Source organism: Saccharicrinis fermentans DSM 9555 = JCM 21142 (genome assembly GCF_000517085.1).
Lineage (GTDB): Bacteria > Bacteroidota > Bacteroidia > Bacteroidales > Marinilabiliaceae > Saccharicrinis > Saccharicrinis fermentans.
On record NZ_KI912107.1, the window covers coordinates 1184037 to 1205240 of the forward strand.

11 protein-coding genes are annotated in these 21204 nt (G+C 37.9%); 8 read left to right on the forward strand and 3 right to left on the reverse strand.

Annotated features, from left to right (window positions below; all coding sequences use genetic code 11):
- The first annotated feature begins 15 nt into the window (after positions 1-15).
- From thrC to CYTFE_RS0104835, 3 genes are all read left to right on the forward strand, one after another.
- Positions 16-1311 carry a threonine synthase gene (gene thrC, locus CYTFE_RS0104825; RefSeq protein ID WP_027470894.1) on the forward strand — a complete coding sequence of 432 codons (1296 nt, stop codon included), beginning with the start codon at positions 16-18 and terminating at the stop codon, positions 1309-1311.
- Between the two features lie 122 nt (positions 1312-1433).
- Complete coding sequence (locus tag CYTFE_RS0104830; RefSeq protein WP_027470895.1) at positions 1434-2081, forward strand: tetratricopeptide repeat protein; 648 nt, start codon at positions 1434-1436, stop codon at positions 2079-2081.
- Between the two features lie 289 nt (positions 2082-2370).
- Positions 2371-2742, forward strand: a complete 372-nt coding sequence (locus tag CYTFE_RS0104835; RefSeq protein WP_027470896.1) for a methylglyoxal synthase — start codon at positions 2371-2373, stop codon at positions 2740-2742.
- A gap of 64 nt (positions 2743-2806) precedes the next feature.
- Here the strand turns inward: CYTFE_RS0104835 and CYTFE_RS0104840 are convergent, their stop codons facing one another.
- Entirely contained in the window at positions 2807-3868 is a 1062-nt protein-coding gene (locus tag CYTFE_RS0104840; protein ID WP_044213052.1) for an L-rhamnose/proton symporter RhaT, read from the reverse strand.
- Positions 3869-3889: 21 nt separating this feature from the next.
- Positions 3890-4921 (reverse strand): uroporphyrinogen decarboxylase family protein, encoded by a 1032-nt coding sequence (locus CYTFE_RS0104845; RefSeq protein ID WP_027470898.1) that lies wholly within the window; start codon positions 4919-4921, stop codon positions 3890-3892.
- Between the two features lie 115 nt (positions 4922-5036).
- Here CYTFE_RS0104845 and CYTFE_RS25020 point away from each other — a divergent pair, with 115 nt between their 5' ends.
- The 3 genes from CYTFE_RS25020 to CYTFE_RS0104860 all read left to right on the forward strand — a co-directional run bounded on the left by CYTFE_RS25020 (position 5037) and on the right by CYTFE_RS0104860 (position 8427).
- Positions 5037-5930: a helix-turn-helix transcriptional regulator gene (locus CYTFE_RS25020; protein ID WP_052342997.1), complete on the forward strand. Its 894-nt coding sequence runs from the start codon at positions 5037-5039 to the stop codon at positions 5928-5930.
- Between the two features lie 293 nt (positions 5931-6223).
- Complete coding sequence (locus CYTFE_RS0104855; protein ID WP_027470899.1) at positions 6224-7870, forward strand: diphosphate--fructose-6-phosphate 1-phosphotransferase; 1647 nt, start codon at positions 6224-6226, stop codon at positions 7868-7870.
- A 158-nt stretch (positions 7871-8028) separates the two neighbouring features.
- Complete coding sequence (locus CYTFE_RS0104860; protein WP_027470900.1) at positions 8029-8427, forward strand: RrF2 family transcriptional regulator; 399 nt, start codon at positions 8029-8031, stop codon at positions 8425-8427.
- A gap of 2 nt (positions 8428-8429) precedes the next feature.
- Here CYTFE_RS0104860 and CYTFE_RS0104865 read toward each other — a convergent pair whose 3' ends face one another.
- Positions 8430-9128 (reverse strand): 16S rRNA (uracil(1498)-N(3))-methyltransferase, encoded by a 699-nt coding sequence (locus CYTFE_RS0104865; protein WP_027470901.1) that lies wholly within the window; start codon positions 9126-9128, stop codon positions 8430-8432.
- Positions 9129-9548: 420 nt separating this feature from the next.
- Here CYTFE_RS0104865 and CYTFE_RS0104870 point away from each other — a divergent pair, with 420 nt between their 5' ends.
- Positions 9549-10202 (forward strand): hypothetical protein, encoded by a 654-nt coding sequence (locus CYTFE_RS0104870; protein ID WP_027470902.1) that lies wholly within the window; start codon positions 9549-9551, stop codon positions 10200-10202.
- Positions 10203-10727: 525 nt separating this feature from the next.
- Positions 10728-21173 carry a gliding motility-associated C-terminal domain-containing protein gene (locus tag CYTFE_RS25025; protein ID WP_044262580.1) on the forward strand — a complete coding sequence of 3482 codons (10446 nt, stop codon included), beginning with the start codon at positions 10728-10730 and terminating at the stop codon, positions 21171-21173.
- The last annotated feature ends 31 nt before the right edge of the window (positions 21174-21204 follow it).

The following is a 21204-nucleotide window of genomic DNA, read 5'->3' on the forward strand; positions in this document are numbered from 1 at the left end:
TAAGATATAAAAAACATGCAATTTTATAGTACCAATTCACCAGATGTTAAGGTAAGTTTAAAGGAAGCTGTATTAAGGGGACTGGCTTCAGATAAAGGACTATTTATGCCGGAGGTGATTCCGCATTTGGATGCTTCATTTTTTGGCGATATTCAAAATAAAAGCTTGCCAGAGATCGGTTTTGAGGTCTTGAAGCCCTTCTTTTGTCCGGATATACCTGAAGAAACTTTTAAAGCCATCGTTGAGGATGCATTAAATTTTCCTATCCCAACAGTGCCTGTAAGTAAGAATATTTACTCTTTGGAGTTGTTTCATGGACCAACTTTGGCTTTTAAAGATGTTGGAGCCCGATTTATGGCTCGAATATTATCTTATTTTGTTCAAGACCAAGAGAAAGAAATAAATATACTGGTAGCTACTTCTGGTGATACGGGAAGTGCTGTAGCCAACGGATTTTTCGAGGTACCAGGGATAAATGTTTTTGTTCTGTACCCTAAAGGCCTGGTTAGTCAAGTGCAAGAAAAGCAGTTTACTACTTTAGGTAAAAATATTACTTCAATAGAAGTGGATGGGACGTTTGATGACTGTCAGCGAATGGTGAAAGAGGCATTTTTAGATCAAGAACTTAATGATCAGTTGGTGCTGACATCTGCTAATTCAATTAATCTGGCCCGTCTTTTGCCTCAATCGGTGTATTATCATCATGCCTATGCCCAATTAAAAAAGGCGGGTATCAAAGAGGATGTCGTATTTTGTGTTCCTAGTGGAAATTTTGGGAACTTAACAGCTGGATTAGTGGCACGAGAAATGGGGCTGCCGGTGAAAAAGTTTATTGCAGCGACCAATATAAATGATATTGTGCCTAAATATTTAGTGACGGGAGAATATGTGCCGGCTCCATCTAAATCGACAATTGCTAATGCGATGGACGTGGGTGATCCAAGTAATTTTGTGCGTATTATGGATTTGTATGATGCAGATCATAGCTTGGTTAGTGCTAGGGTGGAGGGGTTATCCTATACCGATGACGAAATTAGAGTGGGTATTAAGCGTGTGGATGATAGCTGTAGGTATGTAATGGATCCGCATGGAGCAACTGCATTCATGGCTCTAGAAAACAAACTAAAGAGCGGAGAAATGGGAGTTTTCTTAGAAACCGCTCACCCGGCTAAATTTCCAGAGGTGGTTGAGACCGTCATAGGTAGGGCAGTTGTCGTTCCTGAACGTTTACAGGCATTTATGAAAGGTGTGCCACAGAGTTCACGCCTGAGTGCAAATTTAAAGGAATTAAAAGCCTTTCTTTTAAAGTAGGCACGAAAATTGTATTTTTTTGTACGAATTGTTTCACGATTGTTAAGATTTTTAAAAAAAAAGTTATTTTTACAAATCATAAATCGTAAACACGTAATATAAAACAATAAAAGACAAAGATTATGAAGAACATTTTATCGGTAACACTGTTGTTATTCACCATGTTAGGAGCTGTTTATGCGCAAGAGGAGAAAAGTGCAGCCGAATTAAAAAACGAAGGTAATGCTGCATTAAAAGCCAAGGACTATAAAACAGCATTGGCTTCTTTTGAAGCAGCCATAAAGGTTTGGGACGAATCGGAAGATATGGATGCTGCGATGTTATATAATACAGCAACCTGTGCTAGGAAAATTAAGGATAATGAAAAGTCTCTTAAGTATTATGCAAAAGCCAAGGAGTTAGGTTATAAAGAAGATGTAGCTACGTTTTATTCAGGGATGGCCTATAAATCAATGGGTAAAATGGATGAGATGGAAAAAGTTTTGTTAGGGGGAGTTGAAGAGTTTCCTAATAGTAAGTACATTGGTTATATGAAAAAAGAGCTTGGTAAGCATTATGTGAAACAAGCCAATGAATATTTCACCAAAGGAATATCTATTTTGAATACCAGAACAGAAGGAAATCGTGATCAATGGGATGCTATTAAAGAGAAGGCCAAAGTTGAATTCGATCAAGCTGATGGTCTTGCAGATAAGGCACTTGGTTTTGACGCCAAAAATAGTGCAGCTCAAACAATTAAAAATAAAATCGTAGAGCTGTTAAAGAGTTAGTATTTCGCTTATCAGTAATGAGGTCATAAATAGTATTCCTTATTTACGGAAATATCTATGATGGCAATTTATTTGAGAATGAGAAAATAAATGAGAATACTTAATTGATAAGAAAGGATTGTTCGGTGAACAATCCTTTTCTTGTTTAACCAAACCATTTATTTGGTATCTATGACCTTTGAAAATTTAATTATAATCATATGAAACGAGCCATGAGAGTAATCTCTCACACAGGGGGATGATTATCCGGCGAGTTCCATATGGCAACTGAAAAACAAATTATAATCATATGAAAATAGCAGTAATAGCCCACGATGGTAAAAAAGCCGAAATGGTTTCTTTTTTAAATAAAAATTTAAGTGTATTGGATAGTGCTAATATAGAAATAGTAGCAACGGGTACAACAGGTAAGCATGCCCAAAATGCCGGATTAAAGGTGGAACGGGTTCAATCAGGTCCCTTGGGGGGTGACGCTCAAATTGCCGCCCAAATTGTAGAAGGTATCGTTAAAGGGGTTTTCTTTTTCAGAGATCCGTTAGATAAGCATCCGCACGAACCAGATATCAATATGTTGATGCGTATTTGCGACGTGCACAATATACCATTAGCTACTAATCCAGCCACTGCTGAATTGGTTTTGAAAGGGATCGTGTTTGAATAAACACAGATGAAGAGAAGAACAACGGCTGTTAGGTGAATGTATAACAGCCGTTATTACATTTTTGTTAATGTTGACTATTTAGTTCTCCTATGTAACTGCCATAGGTCATGATTACAAATGAACTTACCAGTACACATAGGGCAATAATCAGTAAGGTATAGGTTTTTTTGTTAACACCTTTCCATTCTTTCATGATAACGCCAATGATATAACTGAAAAATATAAGCATTGACATATGTAATACCCAACTGGCAAACTGAAAATTTCCCATTCTAACGTGGCCTAAACCATAAAAGAAAAATTGAAAATACCACATGGAACCTGCCATGATGGAGAGTATAAAGTTTTTTGAATATCTTGCTTTTCCAATTTCTTTGATGTTAAAAAGGGCTTTGATGGAACCATCTTTTATGGTGGAATTAATAAACCAACATAAATTAGTCAATAAGCATCCTAAACTTGAAACAATAAGTTTGGCATTACCTTCAAAATGTCCAGCACCATGTTGGGCAGCTATATCTGAGATAGGTTGGCCAAGCTCCAGAGAAAGTCCCCATACAGCTGATAAGGCACCTGCAATAATGGTTAGCAATAGGCCCTTTTTCATGTTAAAGGCCGATGTACTTTGGCTTTGGGATATGTTTTGCTCTTTCAAAAAACCTGCCCTTCCACACATAGCTACCCCTAATATGGAGACCGTCATCCCTAATAATACAATACCACCTCCGTTTTTCGAAAATTGTTCTACTAGTTCACCTTTTATAATTAACGGTATAATGGTTCCTAATACTGCAGAAATGCCGATTGAGATTGTGTAAGTTAGAGAATAACCAATGTTGCGGATGGCATAACCAAATGACAAACCGCCAAAGCCATAGACAGCACCTAGTAAAAATGCACTCCATAGGGCGGCAGGAGGAGAGCTTATTATAACTGTATATAAATCAGGTACGGTTAAATATCCGATGAGTAAGGGCATGATTAACCAGGCGAAAATAGATTGTATGATCCAAAAAACGCCCCAAGACCAGTTTTTTACCTTTTCAAATGGCATGTAACAACTGGCGGCAGACATTCCGCCTATGGAATGTAATCCTGTGCCTAAAATGGGATTTGTAGATATCATAGTATATAATTTTTGGTAAACTTATTGTTTGACTGCTTGAAACAAAGCTTCAATGTTTTCTGGTGCTATGTCGGGTAATATTGCTTCGTGACTGGGAGATATTATGAGGCCAGTCGGAAATAGCTTTTTAAGCTCTAAAATACGTTTTTTAATATCTTCTGGTGTTCCATTGACTAATAATTCTTGTGCGTCTACAGCTCCGCAAAAGGCACCTTTTTTAAATTCTTTGCTTAAGTGCTCTGCACTCATATCAGAGGCTAAGGCTTGAATAGGATGCACGATATCCACACCCATGTCGTATAAGTCTTGTATAATTGGAAAAATAGAGCCGCAAGAGTGGTGTACTACTTTTAATCCGTAGCTTTTGGCTTGGTCTATTAGTTTTTTGGTTCCTGGGAAAACGTAGCTACGTAACATGTCTGGATCTACCATAAGTGCGGTTTGGCTGCCAAAATCGTTGCCTATTAATACCGCATCGAGCTTACCTTTTGTGGCTTCGTAAAAAAGGCCATTCAATTCCAGATAGAAGTCTGTGATTCTGTTAATAACAGCTTGAAACATGTCTGGATACATCATCATTGTGGTGAGGGCATCTTCCATGCCAAATGCAGAGCATGTGTCTTGAAAATGTGCGCTCCACATAATGCCCATCTTAAAATATTCATCAGATACCTCTTCGACAGATTGTTTTGCTTTTTCAATATCCAAATAGTCGGATGGATTGGGCCAGTTGAAACTATCTATTTCTGAAGGATCGGTTTTACCTCTAAAGAATCCGGGCGCAGTCAGGGTTCTTTCATCTTGTGTGCCTCCTTCTGTAAGCTCAGCAAATTGCAATGCACAGCCAACATCATTAAAAGGCGCATTGTTGTATGGAACCTCAATGGGCCAAATATCATCGTTAATATTTCTTTTAAGTTCCGGAATGCTGTTTACTTTGAAATAGCGATAGAGGTTAGGAATGGCAGCAGGAACAGGCAATCCAAGCCATGAGGCTGGATAATCCACATCTTTTCTGTTTAAGGTTGCTAAAACTCTTTCTTTTGATGTCATATTGTATGTTTTAATCGTTATAATTAGATGAAGCTAAATTACCTTGATATTGTTTTTTGATGGCTTAATTATCCGATGGCTTTTTGTACTAATCCGATAATAAGGTTTATATTTGATGTCGGATCAAAAAATGCAATTGTATATGTTAGCGCCTCGATTAATTGATGATATAAGGGTTCATATTTTTAATGCTTCTAAAATTACGGTGGGTACCGAGTGGAATTATTCAAACATAGTTAGTCCATTCTCCCGTATCTATCTGATTGAGGATGGAGAGGGTGTAATCACACCTAAAAATAAAATGCACCAGTTGAAACCTGGTTATTTGTATTTGGTGCCAAGCTATACTCTTTGTGGCTATCACTGTGTTGATTCGATTTCGCAGTATTATTTGCATTTTTCTCATCAATTGTCTGATGGAATAAAAATATTTGATCGTATTTCTATAAAAAGTGAGGTAAAGGCTCTTGATATTGATTACTTGCTCTTTGAACGATTATTAGAAATTAATCCTGATATGGCCTTGAAATATTCAGACCCCAATGTTTATGAACAACGAAACTGGACTACCAATAATATGAGCACTTCTTCTAATAGTGTTCAACTGGAAACAATTGGCATATTAAAACAATTATTTTCTCGCTTTATTGAGGGTAAGTTAAACGAAAAAGTGAACCTAAAAACGCAATATAAGTTGACCAATGTGTTTCAGCATATTGCTACTCATTTATATCGTGAGATTAAGTTGGAAGAGTTGGCCGAGATTGCTTGTTGTTCTAAAGATCATTTTTCTCGGCAGTTTAAAAGAATTACAGGAATGCTTCCCAATGATTATATCAACAGCAAACGTATTGAACGAGCGCAAGAATTACTGATCACTACATCAAAAACACAAAAACAGATCAGTGAAGAGGCCGGATTTAATAGTCAACAGTATTATACGAGAATTTTTAAGCGTCTGATAGGTACTACTCCTGCCGAATATCGAAAGATGGGAGGATTAATATAGTTATACAACATGATTTCTCATATGGCTTATATGAATGGTTGGATAAGATTATGAGATTAAGTCTTTTGTGTCTGATTATTAGGTAATAAGAAAGGTGTTGTTCGTTTGGTAGTGTAAGAGTCTAAATAAGTGTTAAATCGTAAATAATAAGTGGTATTTTTTTTTAATCTGAAAAAATATGAACAATTTTGCACACGTTTAAATCGGTTGGGTTGCAATGAGTTTATACTTAATTGATTGAAAAGTTATTATGTAAGATTATTTTCTAAAAACTATATTTTAATTTGAATAAGATGATTAAAAGTCCACTTCAAATCGCACGCGAGAGTTACTCTCCAAAGTTGCCAAAGGCACTTAAAGGATCTGTAAAAATTGTAGAAGGAAAAAATACTGAGTCAGTCGCTGATCAGTCTGATATCCAAAAGCTTTTTCCTAATACATATGGAATGCCGGTATTAAGCTTCGAAGCAGGAGATTCTTCTGCAAACAACGAAGTAATGAACGTTGGTTTAATTTTATCTGGGGGACAGGCTCCTGGAGGGCATAATGTAATTTCAGGTATTTATGATGGCTTGAAAAAACTCAACCCGGCCAATAAAGTTTATGGTTTCCTGGGCGGTCCTGGTGGATTGGTTGATAATAAATATATGGAATTGACCGATGATATTGTTGATCATTATCGTAATACTGGTGGTTTCGATATCATTGGTTCTGGTCGTACTAAATTGGAAGAAGAGGCACAATTTGATAAAGGACTTGAGAATTGTAAGGCGCTAGGAATTAATGCTTTGGTTATTATTGGTGGTGATGATTCAAATACCAATGCTTGCGTTTTAGCAGAATATTATAAGCAAAAAAATGCAGGGGTTCAAGTTATTGGTTGTCCAAAAACAATTGATGGTGACCTTAAAAACGAAATGATTGAAACATCATTTGGTTTTGATACGGCTTGTAAAGTATATAGTGAGTTGATCGGTAATATTCAACGTGATGCTAATTCAGCAAAAAAATATTGGCACTTTATTAAATTGATGGGACGTTCTGCTTCTCATATTGCCTTGGAATGTGCACTGCAAACACAGCCTAATGTTACCATCATTTCTGAAGAGGTTGAAGCGAACAATATGACGCTTGACCAAGTGGTGGAATATATTGCTAATATTGTTGCTAAACGTGCTGCTAATGGTGAAAATTTCGGAACCGTTTTGATTCCAGAAGGATTGGTGGAATTTATTCCTGCCATGAAAAAATTGATTTCAGAATTGAACGACTTGTTGGCACATCATGAAGAGGAAGTGAATGCTTTTGAATCAAACAAAGAGAAGAGAGAGTTTGTAGTAACAAAATTAAGCCCTGAAATGGCTGAGGTTTTCAAAAGTCTTCCGAATACTTTCGCTAACCAGTTAATGTTAGACCGTGATCCACATGGAAATGTGCAGGTTTCTATGATTGAAACAGAAAAATTATTGATCGATATGGTGAAGGCAAAACTGAAAAAAATGAAGAAGGCAGGTCTTTATGCAGGTAAGTTCTCTGCACAAGGTCATTTCTTCGGTTATGAAGGACGTTGTGCTTCACCTTCTAATTTTGATGCCGATTATTGCTATTCATTGGGATATACCGCTTCTGTTCTGATCGCTGAAGGTAAAACGGGTTATATGGCTTCGGTTCGTAATTTAACGGCTTCTGCTGATGAGTGGATTGCTGGGGGAGTACCTGTAACTATGATGATGAACATGGAGCGCCGACATGGAGCAATGAAACCTGTGATTCAAAAGGCATTGGTTCTTTTAGATGGTGCACCATTTAAGGCTTTAGCCGATAATCGTGAAGATTGGGCAATTAATACAAAATATGTTTATCCTGGTCCTATTCAATATTTTGGACCAACCGAAGTTTGTGATTTGCCTACTAAAACATTGATTGAAGAAAGCAAATAAGCAACTCGTTTTTGTGATATAATAGACCTGCACTTTATAAGTGCGGGTTTTTTTATGTTCAATTTACTGTGGAAGACTTTTATTTACCAATCCAAATCGTTTAATTTGCAGCAGTAAACAACCAATTGGTATTTTAGCATTCATTAATATAGTCTCAAATGTCCAAAATTATAACACTATCCGAAGCTGCTTCTATTGCCTTGCATGGTATGGTTCTAGTTGCTAAAACTGACCATAAGTTAAATGTCAATCAGATTGCTGAAGTGATTGACAGTTCTAGGCATCATGTGGCCAAAGTATTTCAACGATTGGCAAAGGAACATTTTGTTGCCTCTAATAGGGGACCAAGTGGTGGGTTTGTTATGAAAAAAGACCCTAAGGATATTACTCTTTTGGAGTTGTATGAGGTCATTGAAGGTCCGGTTGAAGTTCAAGGTTGTCCTGGAAATAAAGAACGATGTCCGTTTGATAAATGTATCATGGGAGATTTGGCCGCAGCATTGGCGTGTGAGTTTCGAGATTTCTTGGCACGTCAAACTTTGGCCGATTATATTTGATTTTATTGATTGATTATGTTTATCGTAGCACACCCGATGGTGGCAGCTGTTTCGGTTCTTAATCGTTCTTTTCCCAGACTAATGGTTCTTATTTGATGCTCCATGGCCATGTTAATTTCTCGAGTAGAAAAGTCCCCTTCTGGCCCTATTAATATAATAGCATCTGTATGAGCTTTGTATGCTATTTTTAACAGCTCTTTGGGCAGCTCCTCACAATGTGCTATATAGCTGTTGCTGGCCGGTATTTTTTTTATAAATTCACTGAATCCAGTAAGTGTATTCAACTTAGGTGTGTATGCCTTCCGTGATTGTTTGGAGGCTGCTATTATAACTTTTTCTAATCTTTCTGGTTTTATTACCTTCCTTTCGGAACGATCGCATAAAAGTGGTGTAATCTCTTCAATACCCATTTCTGTTGCCTTTTCTAAAAACCACTCAAAACGATCTATGTTTTTTGTGGGCGCTACGGCCATGTGTATAGCATAAGGTCTTCGCTCTTCGTGTTTTGTTTTTTCTATGCTAAGTAGGCATTTCTTGGGATTTGCGTCTATAATTTTAGCAGAATATAAAGATCCTTTACCGTCCATCACCGAAATTAAATCTCCTACTTGGTGGCGTAATACACGAATGCAGTGTTTTGATTCATCTTGGGATAGACAATTGCCATTGCTTGAAAAATCGGGCTCGTAAAAAAGATACATTTTAAAGTTGTTTTAATATGCTATTGCTAAATGGCAACAAATATAATCCTTTTGATTTATTTAATTGAATCTCCTTTTAAGAATCATTTCTTTTATATCTACTCATATTTTACAAGTATATTCTAAGTGGTGATTATTGATTTTAAATTATAGTATCTCATATCCATATATTTTGTCTATTTGTTAAATGAATATCTCTTATATTTAATTAATACTTCTATATTTTTTAAATACGATTTCTAAGATTTAATTGAAGGTTTCTAAATATAAAAATGATTCAACATTCAAATATTAGATTCTTACATTAAAATTTAATATTGAATTTATTTGTTAAAATGAATTTTTTAATTTTATTTTGCTCAATGATTTAAAATTTCCTGACCTTTGAATTTAATTAGTCAAATACAATTAATTTATTATATGCATTATACTAAACATACTAAGCAGGAATATTTGTATAAGCTGAAGGATATTACATCGATGAGTGTAAATGTGGATGATATTCGTAAAGTAGTAGGGGGATATGGATATGACAGCAGAAAACTGGCAGAAGGCAAGAGATTAGCGGAAGGACTGGAACGTTTGAATAGTGAGGTGGCCAAGCAGAGTCTCGTGAAAAAACGAATGTTTGCAGAGAAGAAGAGAGTTCAAAATGAGGTGCATAAAAAATATATGAAATTTTTAAAGTTATCAAGAATTGCTTTTTCTGATGATGTGGAGGCGCAAGGGGCGCTATTATTGACCGGTGCCCGAGCAAGGACTTATGAAAAATGGATGACGCAGGTAAGTGTATTTGTTGATAATTTATTGGTAAATCGAAAATATATAAAAACATTGGAAGGGTTCGGTGTGAGTTGTAAAGAAATTGAGGATGTTAAAGTCCGTTTGAAACAACTGAATGCACTTTCATCGGAATGCGTTAAAATTACTGGAGTAGTGCGAATGCTCAATCATAAAGTAAAAAAGGATACGGTAGTAATGCAGCATTGGATAAGTAGTTACATTAAAGTTGCTCGAATTGCAATGGAAGAAAATCCGAAGGTGGGAAAGCTTATTAAGCAGGTGATAGGATAGGGCTTTGCTTGTTGATTTTTGGCCTGTGTTTCTTTCAGTATTTATTGGCTGAATTATAGTGTAGTGTTTGTAGGTACTGATAAATAGAATGTAAGCATTATAACTGGGTGATTGTTTATGGTTGGTTTTAAACATTGATTTTTGGTGATAGCATATCGAATATGCGTAGTTGACAAAAAAAAATATAGAATACCCAGGTATTGAAACTAATAAGCAGTTTGTTCGTAGAAAATGATAAAACTACCTTTGTTTTGTAAATGGTTGTTTTTATGTTGCATTAATATAGAAAACAGAGACTTGATTTGTTCTAAATGAACGGCAAGTTTTTTTATAAATAACAAAATGTCTATTGAAAGTAGATATTTATTGGAATTTGATATATTTATTGAACATTTAGGGTGAAAGATGAAAGATTTTGCCGTATACGTTACCTTTGGGGGACAATGGTGGCGTTTTGTTGTTCTGTTAATTCCTGATTTGTATTGAATTTTATTATTGAACCCAGGAGTCATTAATCATTATAGGATGAGAAAAATAAACCTTACACTATTCATTTATTTAGTATTAAATTTACTAGGTGTTTCGTCGGTTTCTTTTGGACAAACAACCGAAGAATTGCAAGCTTACTCTAAAGCTCAAGGTGATTTTTATCAAGATGCTTTTGAAAAGGGATTTCCTTCCTTAAAAGGAGCTGGAGGTTCGAATCCGAGTATTGCTGATAGCTACTGTTCGGAAACCGGGCAGGTTGATATTACGCCAGACAATTTGCCAGCAAATGCTGCTATAGTTACTTGGCAAATACGTACAGTGGTTGGAGGCGCTGAATATCATCCCGATTGGGGGGATGTTGTTGGTAGTGGTAGCTCTACTGTCCTGCAATTTCATACTGATAGAGTGGAATCTAAGTATTTCGGAAAAAGAATATATTTTGATTATTATATCTATGATTCTGGATATACTCCGCTTGTGGTTGGATCTGATTATACTTTTGTTTATCAAACACCTACATTGTTTGATTTAACCACTGTCGATTCTTCTATTTGTCCAGGGGAATCTGTCGTTTTAAAGTTAGAGGATTCTGAGTCAGGAATAGACTATCAATTAAAGGATTCGGATGATAATGATATCGGCTTTTTAATAAATGGAAGTGCTAGTGAAATAGAGTTTACTGTAAGTCCAAGTGTTAGTACAAGTTATTATGTAGCAGCAGTAAACTCTTTAAATAATTCGTGTTATAAGAAAATGAACGGGGATATACTTGTTACTGTTAATGATAACCCTGTTATCACTTCTTCAAGTTCTGATCCTGAAATTTGTTTAGGGAATTCATCTACTCTTAGTGCTACTACGGATATGGATCCTGATGTGGATTATATATGGGATGATGGAGCGGGAAACACGCATAGCGGTTCGACCTGGACCGTTACTCCAATTTCTACTACAACGTATACTGTAACGGCAACTAATAGAAATACAGGGTGTAGTTCTAAAAATACAGAAACTATTACGGTCAACACAAATCCAACTATCACAGCTTCAGGTAATAGTCCGGTTTGTGAGGGTTCTAATATTTCATTAACTTCTGCTGCCAGTGGTGGTTCAGGATCTTATTCTTCCTATAGTTGGACGGGTCCTAATAGCTATACTGCCAGTAGTCAGAACGCCATCATCACTGGTGCTACTTCGCTTCAGGCAGGTGATTATTTTGTTACAGTAACTGACGATAACGGATGTTCCAGTGATGCTACAGATTTTACTACGGTTGTAGTCAATGAACGACCTACAGTTTTGGTAAGCTACAATGCACCGGTTTGTAACGGTACAAATCTTGTTTTGACAGCTAGTCCTTCAGGTGGCAGTGGAACTTATACGAGTTATATATGGACAAAAAATAGTGTTGAGATAGTCGGAGAAACTGGAGCAACGCTCACGATCAGTAGTACAACAGCTTCCGATGCGGGCACTTATGGAGTTAAAGTGGAGGATGCTGCTGGTTGTATTAGTGACGAACAGACTGTTACAGTGACGATTCATTCCTTACCTGTGCCAACAGCTGGCAATGATGGTCCAGTTTGTGAAGGAGGAACTATTCAGCTTACAGGAGGTCCCAATGGTATTTCTTATGCCTGGACAGGTCCCAACAGTTTTAGCAGTACAGTTCAAAATCCGGTTGTAAATAATATTACCCTGGCCGATGCTGGTACTTATACTTTAACGGTGACTGACGGTAATAGTTGTGAAGCGAGTGTCACAACAGATGTAGTTGTAAATGCCAACCCAACTATCACAGCTTCAAGTAATAGTCCTGTTTGTGAGGGATCTAATATTTCATTAACTTCTGCTGCAAGTGGTGGCTCTGGATCTTATTCTTCTTACAATTGGTCGGGACCCAATAGTTATACCGCCAGTAGTCAGAATGCCATCATTACTGGTGCCACCTCGCTTCAGGCAGGTGATTATTTTGTTACAGTAACTGACGATAACGGATGTTCCAGTGATGCTACAGATTTTACTACGGTTGTAGTCAATGAACGACCTACAGTTTTGGTAAGCTACAATGCGCCGGTTTGTAACGGTACAAATCTTGTTTTGACAGCGAGTGCTTCTGGTGGCAGTGGATCTTATGCGAGTTATATATGGACAAAAAATAGTGTTGAGATAGTCGGAGAAACTGGAGCAACGCTCACGATCAGTAGTACAACGGCTTCCGATGCCGCTACTTACGGAGTTAAAGTGGAGGATGCTGCTGGTTGTATTAGTGACGAACAGACTGTTACAGTGACGATTCATTCTTTACCTGTGCCAACAGCGGGTAATGATGGTCCTGTTTGTGAAGGAGAGACGATCAATCTTACAGGAGGGCCTAATGGTATTTCTTATGCCTGGACAGGTCCCAACAGTTTTAGCAGTACAGTTCAAAATCCGGTTGTAAATAATATTACCCTGGCCGATGCTGGTACTTATACTTTAACAGTGACTGACGGTAATAGTTGTGAGGCGAGTGTCACAACAGATGTAGTTGTAAATACCAACCCAACCATCACAGCCTCAAGTAATAGTCCTGTTTGTGAGGGATCTAATATTTCATTAACTTCTGCTGCAAGTGGTGGTTCAGGATCTTATTCTTCCTATAGTTGGACGGGTCCCAATAGTTACACCGCTAGTAGTCAGAATGCCATCATCACAGGTGCTACCTCGCTTCAGGCAGGTGATTATTTTGTTACAGTAACTGATGATAATGGATGTTCTAGTGATGCAACTACCTTTACTTCTGTCATAGTAAATGAACGACCTACTGTTTCGGTAAGCTACAATGCACCGGTTTGTAACGGTACAAATCTTGTTTTGACAGCGAGTGCTTCTGGTGGCAGTGGATCTTATGCAAGTTATATATGGACAAAAAATAATGTTGAGATAGTCGGCGAAACAGGAGCAACGCTCACCATCAGTAGTACAACGGCTTCTGATGCCGCTACTTACGGAGTTAAAGTGGAGGATGCTGCTGGTTGTATTAGTGACGAACAGACTGTTATAGTGACGATTCATTCTTTACCTGTGCCAACAGCCGGTAATGATGGTCCTGTTTGTGAAGGAGGGACGATCAATCTTACAGGAGGGCCTAATGGTATTTCTTATGCTTGGTCAGGCCCTAATAGTTTCAGTAGTACGGATCAAAATCCGATTGTAAATAATATTACCCTGGCCGATGCTGGTACTTATACTTTAACGGTGACTGACGGTAATAGTTGTGAGGCGAGTGTCACAACTGATGTAGTTGTAAATGCTAATCCAACCATCACAGTCTCAAGTAATAGCCCTGTTTGTGAGGGATCTAATATTTCATTAACTTCTGCAGCAAGTGGTGGTTCAGGATCTTATTCTTCGTATAGTTGGACGGGTCCCAATAGTTATACCGCTAGTAGTCAGAATGCCATCATCACTGGTGCTACCTCGCTTCAGGCAGGTGATTATTTTGTTACAGTAACTGACGATAATGGATGTTCTAGTGATGCAACTGTTTTTACTACGGTGTCTGTTAATGAAAGACCTACGGTTAGTTTAGCTTATAATAGTCCGGTTTGTTTGAATACAACATTGGAACTCACGGCTACAGCCTCAGGAGGGACTGGTAATTATGTAAATTACATATGGACCAAAGATGGAAGCCCCATCGTAGGAGAAAACGCCTCTGTTTTAACTATTGACCCAGCAGCAATTAGTGATGCGGGTTCTTACGGGGTTATAGTGGAAGATGATGCAGGTTGTAGTAGTGATGAGCAGAGCGTTGCAGTTACTATTCATTCCTTACCTGTGCCAACAGCCGGTAATGATGGACCTGTCTGTGAAGGAGGAACAATTCAGCTTTCGGGAGGTCCCAATGGAATCTCTTATGCTTGGACAGGCCCAAACAGTTTCAGTAGTGCCGATCAAAATCCGGTTATCAATAATATTACCCTGGCTGATGCTGGTACTTATACTTTAACAGTCACTGACGGTAATAGTTGTGAGGCAAGTGTTACGACGGATGTAGATGTAAATGCTAATCCAACCATCATAGCCTCAAGTAATACCCCTGTTTGTGAGGGATCTAATATTTCATTAACTTCTGCTGCAAGTGGCGGTTCAGGATCTTATTCTTCTTACAGTTGGACGGGTCCTAATAGTTACACCGCTGGTAGTCAGAATGCCATCATCACTGGTGCTACTTCGCTTCAGGCAGGTGATTATTTTGTAACAGTAACTGACGATAATGGTTGTTCCAGTGATGCAACAGCTTTTACTACGGTTGCAGTCAATGAACGACCTACGGTTAGTTTAGCTTATAATAGTCCGGTTTGTTTGAATACAACATTAGTATTGACTGCTACAGCGTCAGGAGGGACTAATAATTATGTAAATTATATATGGACTAAGGATGGAAGTGTTATAGTCGGAGAAAATTCATCTACTTTAACAATTGACCCTGCTGCGGTTAGTGATGCAGGATCTTATGGTGTTACGGTGGAAGATGATGCCGGATGTAGTAGTGACGAAACTACCCTAGCTGTTTCCATTAGTGCTTTGCCTGTTGTAACAGCAAGTAATGATGGACCCGTTTGTGTAGGAGAGGATGTGACTTTGTCTGCTAGTGTCAGTGGTACAGTATCTTATAACTGGTCTGGACCTAACAGTTTTAGTAATGTTTCTAAAGATCCTGTTATTAATTCGGTTACTTTATCCGATGCTGGAACTTTTACAGTTGAAGTAACGGATGGTAATGGGTGTGTTGGTTCTGCTTCCACAGATGTAATTGTGAATGATCTTTCATCTGCTATTAGTGTAAGTGCTCCATCACCTGGCTTGACCACTATTTGTGCTCGTGATACAGTGAGTTTTAATGCTTCTGGTTCAGATGGTTCAGGATCATATACGTACGATTTTCATTTGGTTAGAGGAGCTAGTGACTCTTCAGAACAAAATAATTCCACCAATGTATTTACTACCTCTAGTTTACAGGATGGTGATAAGGTTTATGTGGTTGTAAATGATGTGATTAATGGCTGTACTCACACCTCTGGTGCCATCGAGATGACAGTAATTAGTAATCCTATACCGACTTTGAGTATTACAAGCTCAGGCGGCTCTACAATATGTTCAGGAGAAACTGTTGACTTTTTAGCCACACCAGGTACATTTAGTAGATATGTTTTTATGCGTAATGGAACAGATACTTTGCAAGATGGGACATCTAATCTGTTGTCAATTAATACTTTAAATGATGGGGATGAAATTACAGTTGTTGCTTATGCAGGATCTTGTTTTGGTACTTCTACTGCTACTAAGATACAAGTGAATCCATTACCTACGTCTGACTTAGTTGCCGATAAAACGACTGTTTGTCAAAATGAGGTAGTCACTTTTACTGCTACAGCTGGAGGTACCGGACCTTTCCAATATCAATTTTATATTGATGGTGTGGCTCAGGGTGTTCAAGGTACCAATACATTTACGCATTCTGCAAGCTCTGATTTTTCAGTGGAAGCTGAAGTTTTCGATGGAAATAACTGTAGTGTGCTCAGTGCTCCAGTGGATATTAATATTAGTATTCCTGTTGCTGGTCTGATTGCTGATAAAACAAGTATCTGTGCAGGTGAAGAGGTGACTTTCACGGCTACAGGAGGTGTTTCGTATGAGTTTTTTGTGGATGGTGTATCTGTTCAAGGGCCTGATGTGAATGATGTTTATATATTATCTACCATACTTGATAATGATAATGATAATGTAACCGTTACTGTTACCAATGCGACAGGTTGTACTGCTTCTCATGCGGGTATTAAGTTGACTGTTAATCCGATACCAACAGTTTCTATTAGCAGTTCTGATGCTGACAATACTATTTGTGCTGGAGATGAAGTGATTTTTACTGCCAGTGGTGGAGATGTATTTGAATGGTTTGTAGATGGAGTTTCGGTACAGGGGCCAGATGCTAATAATCAATATGTTACAACATCTTTGAATGATGGCGAAAAAGTTTCGGCACTTGTAAGTTATAGCTCTAGTTCTTGTGGAAGTCTCACTTCCGAAATTATTACTACTGTTCATCCTTTACCGGTACCTATTTTGAATGTAAGTCCATCTAGCACAGTGATTAGTGGAACGATGCTTACATTTACAGCGTCAGGTGGTGACGAGTATACATTTTTTGTAAATGGTACCGTAGTGCAAGCAAGAAGTACTAACAATGTCTATCAGACTGATCTTCTGGTTGATGGTGATGTAGTAAGCATAGATGCTTATAATAGTTTTGATTGTTATACCTCTCTAAATACAACAGTGACTGTCTTAGATGGTATTGAGAAGAAAGATGTTAAGGTAATTGATGATCGTATCGACTATTGTGCTGGGGATGGTGGTTCTAGTGTTTATGTTGATGATCCGCAAGATGGTATTACCTATGAGTTAGTTAGAACATCAGATGATGGCCTGGAGGGTTCTGCTATTACGTATAGCTCTATCAGCCCGGTAGCTGTTCAATGGGATGATGTACTTGGTACAGATGAGTATAGGGTAGAGGCTTATTATGCATCTGTTCCTGCCGAAAGAGAGGCGATGAACAATAGAGTGACCATCACAAGTCATCCTTTGCCTACTGCTTTTTCATTATCATCACCTAGTGCTAGTCCTGCTACAGGATGTAACGGTGGTGCAGGACACGATATTGATCTGTCAGGTTCGCAATTAGATTTTATATATAGATTATTGGTGAACGGCATAGAAGAGGACCAAATGATTGGAACAGGTGCTGCCATTTCTTTTAAAGGGAACAATGTAGTTGGCTTATATACCATTGAGGCAGAAGATAATGTTTCAGGATGTACGCGATTGATGAATGGAGCTTTTGAAATTAAAAGCGATGGCTCAGATGTGACTTTTAATTTGGAAGTAGTGGATCCAGCTGATTCAAGTGACCCCACTGATGGCCGTTACTGTATGGGAGGTTCAGGTGTGGAATTACAACTGGATGGATCTTTAGATAATTCTGTTAGTTATATATTATTTTTAGATGGGGTTGATACTGGTATTTCGGTTCCAGGAGCAGATGGGGCCGCCATTTCTTTTGGTACAGTAACTGCCGAAGGTACATATACAGTAAGAGTAGCTTCTTCTTCCGGTTGTCAGTTTCCTATGGATGGTCAGGCTAATGTATCTATTGTAGACCTGCCACAAAGCTTTTCTATTATTACTGACAATGCGTTGGATCCAACAAGTGGTCATTATTGTGCCGGAGAATCAGGCGTATATATTAGTGTGGATGGTCAAGAAGACGGAATAGCGTATACTTTATTACATGATGGACTTGAAGTGGAAACCTTAACAGGTGCTTCGACGCCAGCCTTGCCATTAACATTTAGTGGACCCTTGAGTACCGAAGGAACATATACGGTGGAGGCAAGAGTTCCACAAGTAGGTTGTTCAATTTCTATGGATAATCCAATTGAAGTAGTTATTGATGCTTTGCCTAGTGTTTTTGATGCCTATAATGATAATGATACCTATTGCGCAGGAGAATCTACTAGTATTTATATTTTAGACTCTGAAGCCGATGTAGAATATTGGTGGGAAGACAATTTGGGTAATACAGGTGTTGCACAAAAAGGGAATAACAGTAAATTAGAATTTACTATTACTGCTTCTGGTGAATATAACATTATGGCCAGAAGAACCGATGGGATTACGGGTTGTAGTAGCGTGATGAAGAATGGTCCATTTGTTATCACTGAAAATCCCTTGCCAGTGGATGTAGCGCTTAAATTAGCAGACGCCGGTACAGGATGTGATCATGGAGACTCCTTATATGTGGAAGGACCTGAAGTTGGAGTGGAATATATATTAGTAAAAAAAGTAGGAACCGATTATTATCCTGCAATCGATATATCTTCCGTGGTTTCAACAGACGGAACGGATGTAGGTTTCGATAGAATAGTGGATACCGGTGCAATTTACTCAATTCAGGCTATTAAGAATGGTTGTAGCATATACGCTTCTTCAGAAGTTGCGGTAAATGTGCCTGGCGCCATTGCCAAACAAAAAGTAACAGGTTCAGGTGAAATATGTAATGGTGACCCGGGAGTTGCTTTTGGATTAGAAGATACAGAACTAGGTGTTAATTATGAATTATGGAAAGCGGGTGATGCAACTGCATTGGAAACTATCGCAGGTACTGGTTCTACGATTAGCTTTACTGAGGTAATTGACGAAGGAGAATATTATGTGATGGCTGTCAATGGTCTTTGTGATATGGAAATGGCTAATCGTGTTCAGTTGAATGTAAATCCATTACCACTCGCTTATTCTATGTTCGGTTCGGGTATAACTTGTGATCTTAGTGGAGGTGGTGCTTTATTAGGGCTTGTAGGATCAGAAGAGGATTTTACGTATCGATTACAATTTGACAATGGAGGTGGTGTGCTTAGTGTTGAAACCATTATTCCTGGTAGATCCGATAGTGATTCTTTGAAGTATGTTGTAAACACTGAAGGCACCTATAGTTTTATAGCCATCAGTGACAAGGGATGTACCTCTAATATGAATGGTAGCATTACCGTTGTTGAAGAGAGTGAACCGCTTGAACAAACCATCGTTCCATTGGCTACTAACAAATATTGTTCAGGTAGTGGTGGTATCGAACTACAATTGGAGAATAATGAACTGGATGTTATTTATCAGGTGAGAGATGAAAGTAATAATGTGGTGAGTCAAGTGCATGGTACCAATACCGATACCTCTGTTCCACAAGTTCTACCTTTCCCTGATTTATTGAAAGCAGGAAGTTATACGATCTGGAAGTTAAGAGAGGGTGATGCTTGTGTGGCACAAACCAATAATAATGAGGTTATTGTGCTTGAAGAAGAGTTAGAGCCTTCTAATTATAATGTTTTGGCGGATGTTTATACTGTTTGCGAAAATACTGAAGTTACCATCTCATTGGATGGGTTTGATCCTGGTGTTAGTTATAGGTTAGAATCAGATTCAGAAGGTGCTATTCTTGATACCATAACGGATGCTGATAGAGGTTCCATTTATTGGAAAGTGAATCAAACAGGTATTGAAATATATGAAGTCATCGCCATGTCAGAAAGTGGTGGTTGTGATAATCCGATGGGTTCTGTTATGATTGAGTTTAAAGATGCACCGGATGATCCAAGCTATGTCTTGTCAGGAGATTCTTTTTGCGAGGGAGAAGACGGTGTAACCGTAGGTATTAAAAATACAGAAAGTGATGTCGAATATTTTATTATGCGTTCTGATGATAGCTCTCTTGGTCTATATATAAAAGGGGACGGAAGCGATATTGATTTTGTTAATAAAATTACAGAGGGCGAGTATTATATCATTGCTCGCAATGGCGATACAGGATGCGAGGCACTGAGTACAGATATGTTTACAATCACTATAAATGAGAATCCTGAAGTGTTTGATTTAGAGCTAGAAGACGGATTGGATTGTACGACCTTATGTTATGGACTTGTTGATACTGATGAACTAATTCTTTCAAGTTCAGTAAATACCGATGTTTATAGTCTGCTCCTAGACGAGACGGTAATTACGCCAGATGCTGTGGATATTGCAGGAACTGGTAATATGCTTAATTTCGGAACCAGATCAGATGAAGGTAGCTATAGTGTTGTAGCGACAAGTGCAGAAGGATGTAGTGTTAAAATGAATGGTACAGTAATATTAGAACAAAGTCCACTTGAGGCAGTAGATGACTATTTGAATCTCAATGGAACGAATACCGGAGTAGTATTGGTTCCTGGGTTAGATTATAGTGTTAATGATAAGTGGAATCCTATAATAGATACATTAGCTACCGATATTACTGATACTGATGGAAACGTAATAGGCACAATCTCTGGTAACTTAAGGTTTAGTTTCACATCAAATGGATCCAATGAAATAAGCCTTAATACTGGTACAGCATCCATTGATAATAACACGGGTATTTTAATATATACTAAGAAACCAGATTTCTTTGGGATGGATTCTGTTCAATATACTATTGAAAATATAAACTTCCCGGAAAGTAGACCTAGAGTAGATTCTGCTTGGGTGTATATTTTTGTAGGAAATAAAGATATCAATGAAGATAAATCATTCTTAATACCCAATGCTTTTTCTCCAAATGGAGATGGAATTAACGATTATTTCAGGATTTCAGGTATCGAGGAAGTTGGAGTCTTTAGTGCAACAAAATCATCTCTTGAAGTTTTCAATAGATGGGGTACTTTGGTATATCGCTCAAAAAGTGATATATATGGTGAAGATGGAGAATGGTGGGATGGGAAGTCTACTACATCTAATATGGTTTCCATAGGAAGCGATTTGCCCAATGGTACATATTTCTATGTATATACTGTGAAAGTGAATATGCCTGACGAAGATGATCCACAAACGAAGGAATATAGTGGATATATAGAACTTAGGAGGTAATTGTTACGCATGTGGATATTATTGAAGCGAA

Bases quoted from the DNA above. Each gene is read 5' to 3' on its own strand.
- CYTFE_RS0104855 (WP_027470899.1), top strand. From the start codon at position 6,224: ATGATTAAAAGTCCACTTCAAATCGCACGCGAGAGTTACTCTCCAAAG.
- thrC (WP_027470894.1), top strand. From the start codon at position 16: ATGCAATTTTATAGTACCAATTCACCAGATGTTAAGGTAAGTTTAAAG.
- CYTFE_RS0104865 (WP_027470901.1), bottom strand. From the start codon at position 9,128: ATGTATCTTTTTTACGAGCCCGATTTTTCAAGCAATGGCAATTGTCTA.
- CYTFE_RS0104835 (WP_027470896.1), top strand. From the start codon at position 2,371: ATGAAAATAGCAGTAATAGCCCACGATGGTAAAAAAGCCGAAATGGTT.
- CYTFE_RS0104870 (WP_027470902.1), top strand. From the start codon at position 9,549: ATGCATTATACTAAACATACTAAGCAGGAATATTTGTATAAGCTGAAG.
- CYTFE_RS25025 (WP_044262580.1), top strand. From the start codon at position 10,728: ATGAGAAAAATAAACCTTACACTATTCATTTATTTAGTATTAAATTTA.
- CYTFE_RS0104845 (WP_027470898.1), bottom strand. From the start codon at position 4,921: ATGACATCAAAAGAAAGAGTTTTAGCAACCTTAAACAGAAAAGATGTG.
- CYTFE_RS25020 (WP_052342997.1), top strand. From the start codon at position 5,037: ATGTCGGATCAAAAAATGCAATTGTATATGTTAGCGCCTCGATTAATT.
- CYTFE_RS0104830 (WP_027470895.1), top strand. From the start codon at position 1,434: ATGAAGAACATTTTATCGGTAACACTGTTGTTATTCACCATGTTAGGA.
- CYTFE_RS0104840 (WP_044213052.1), bottom strand. From the start codon at position 3,868: ATGATATCTACAAATCCCATTTTAGGCACAGGATTACATTCCATAGGC.
- CYTFE_RS0104860 (WP_027470900.1), top strand. From the start codon at position 8,029: ATGTCCAAAATTATAACACTATCCGAAGCTGCTTCTATTGCCTTGCAT.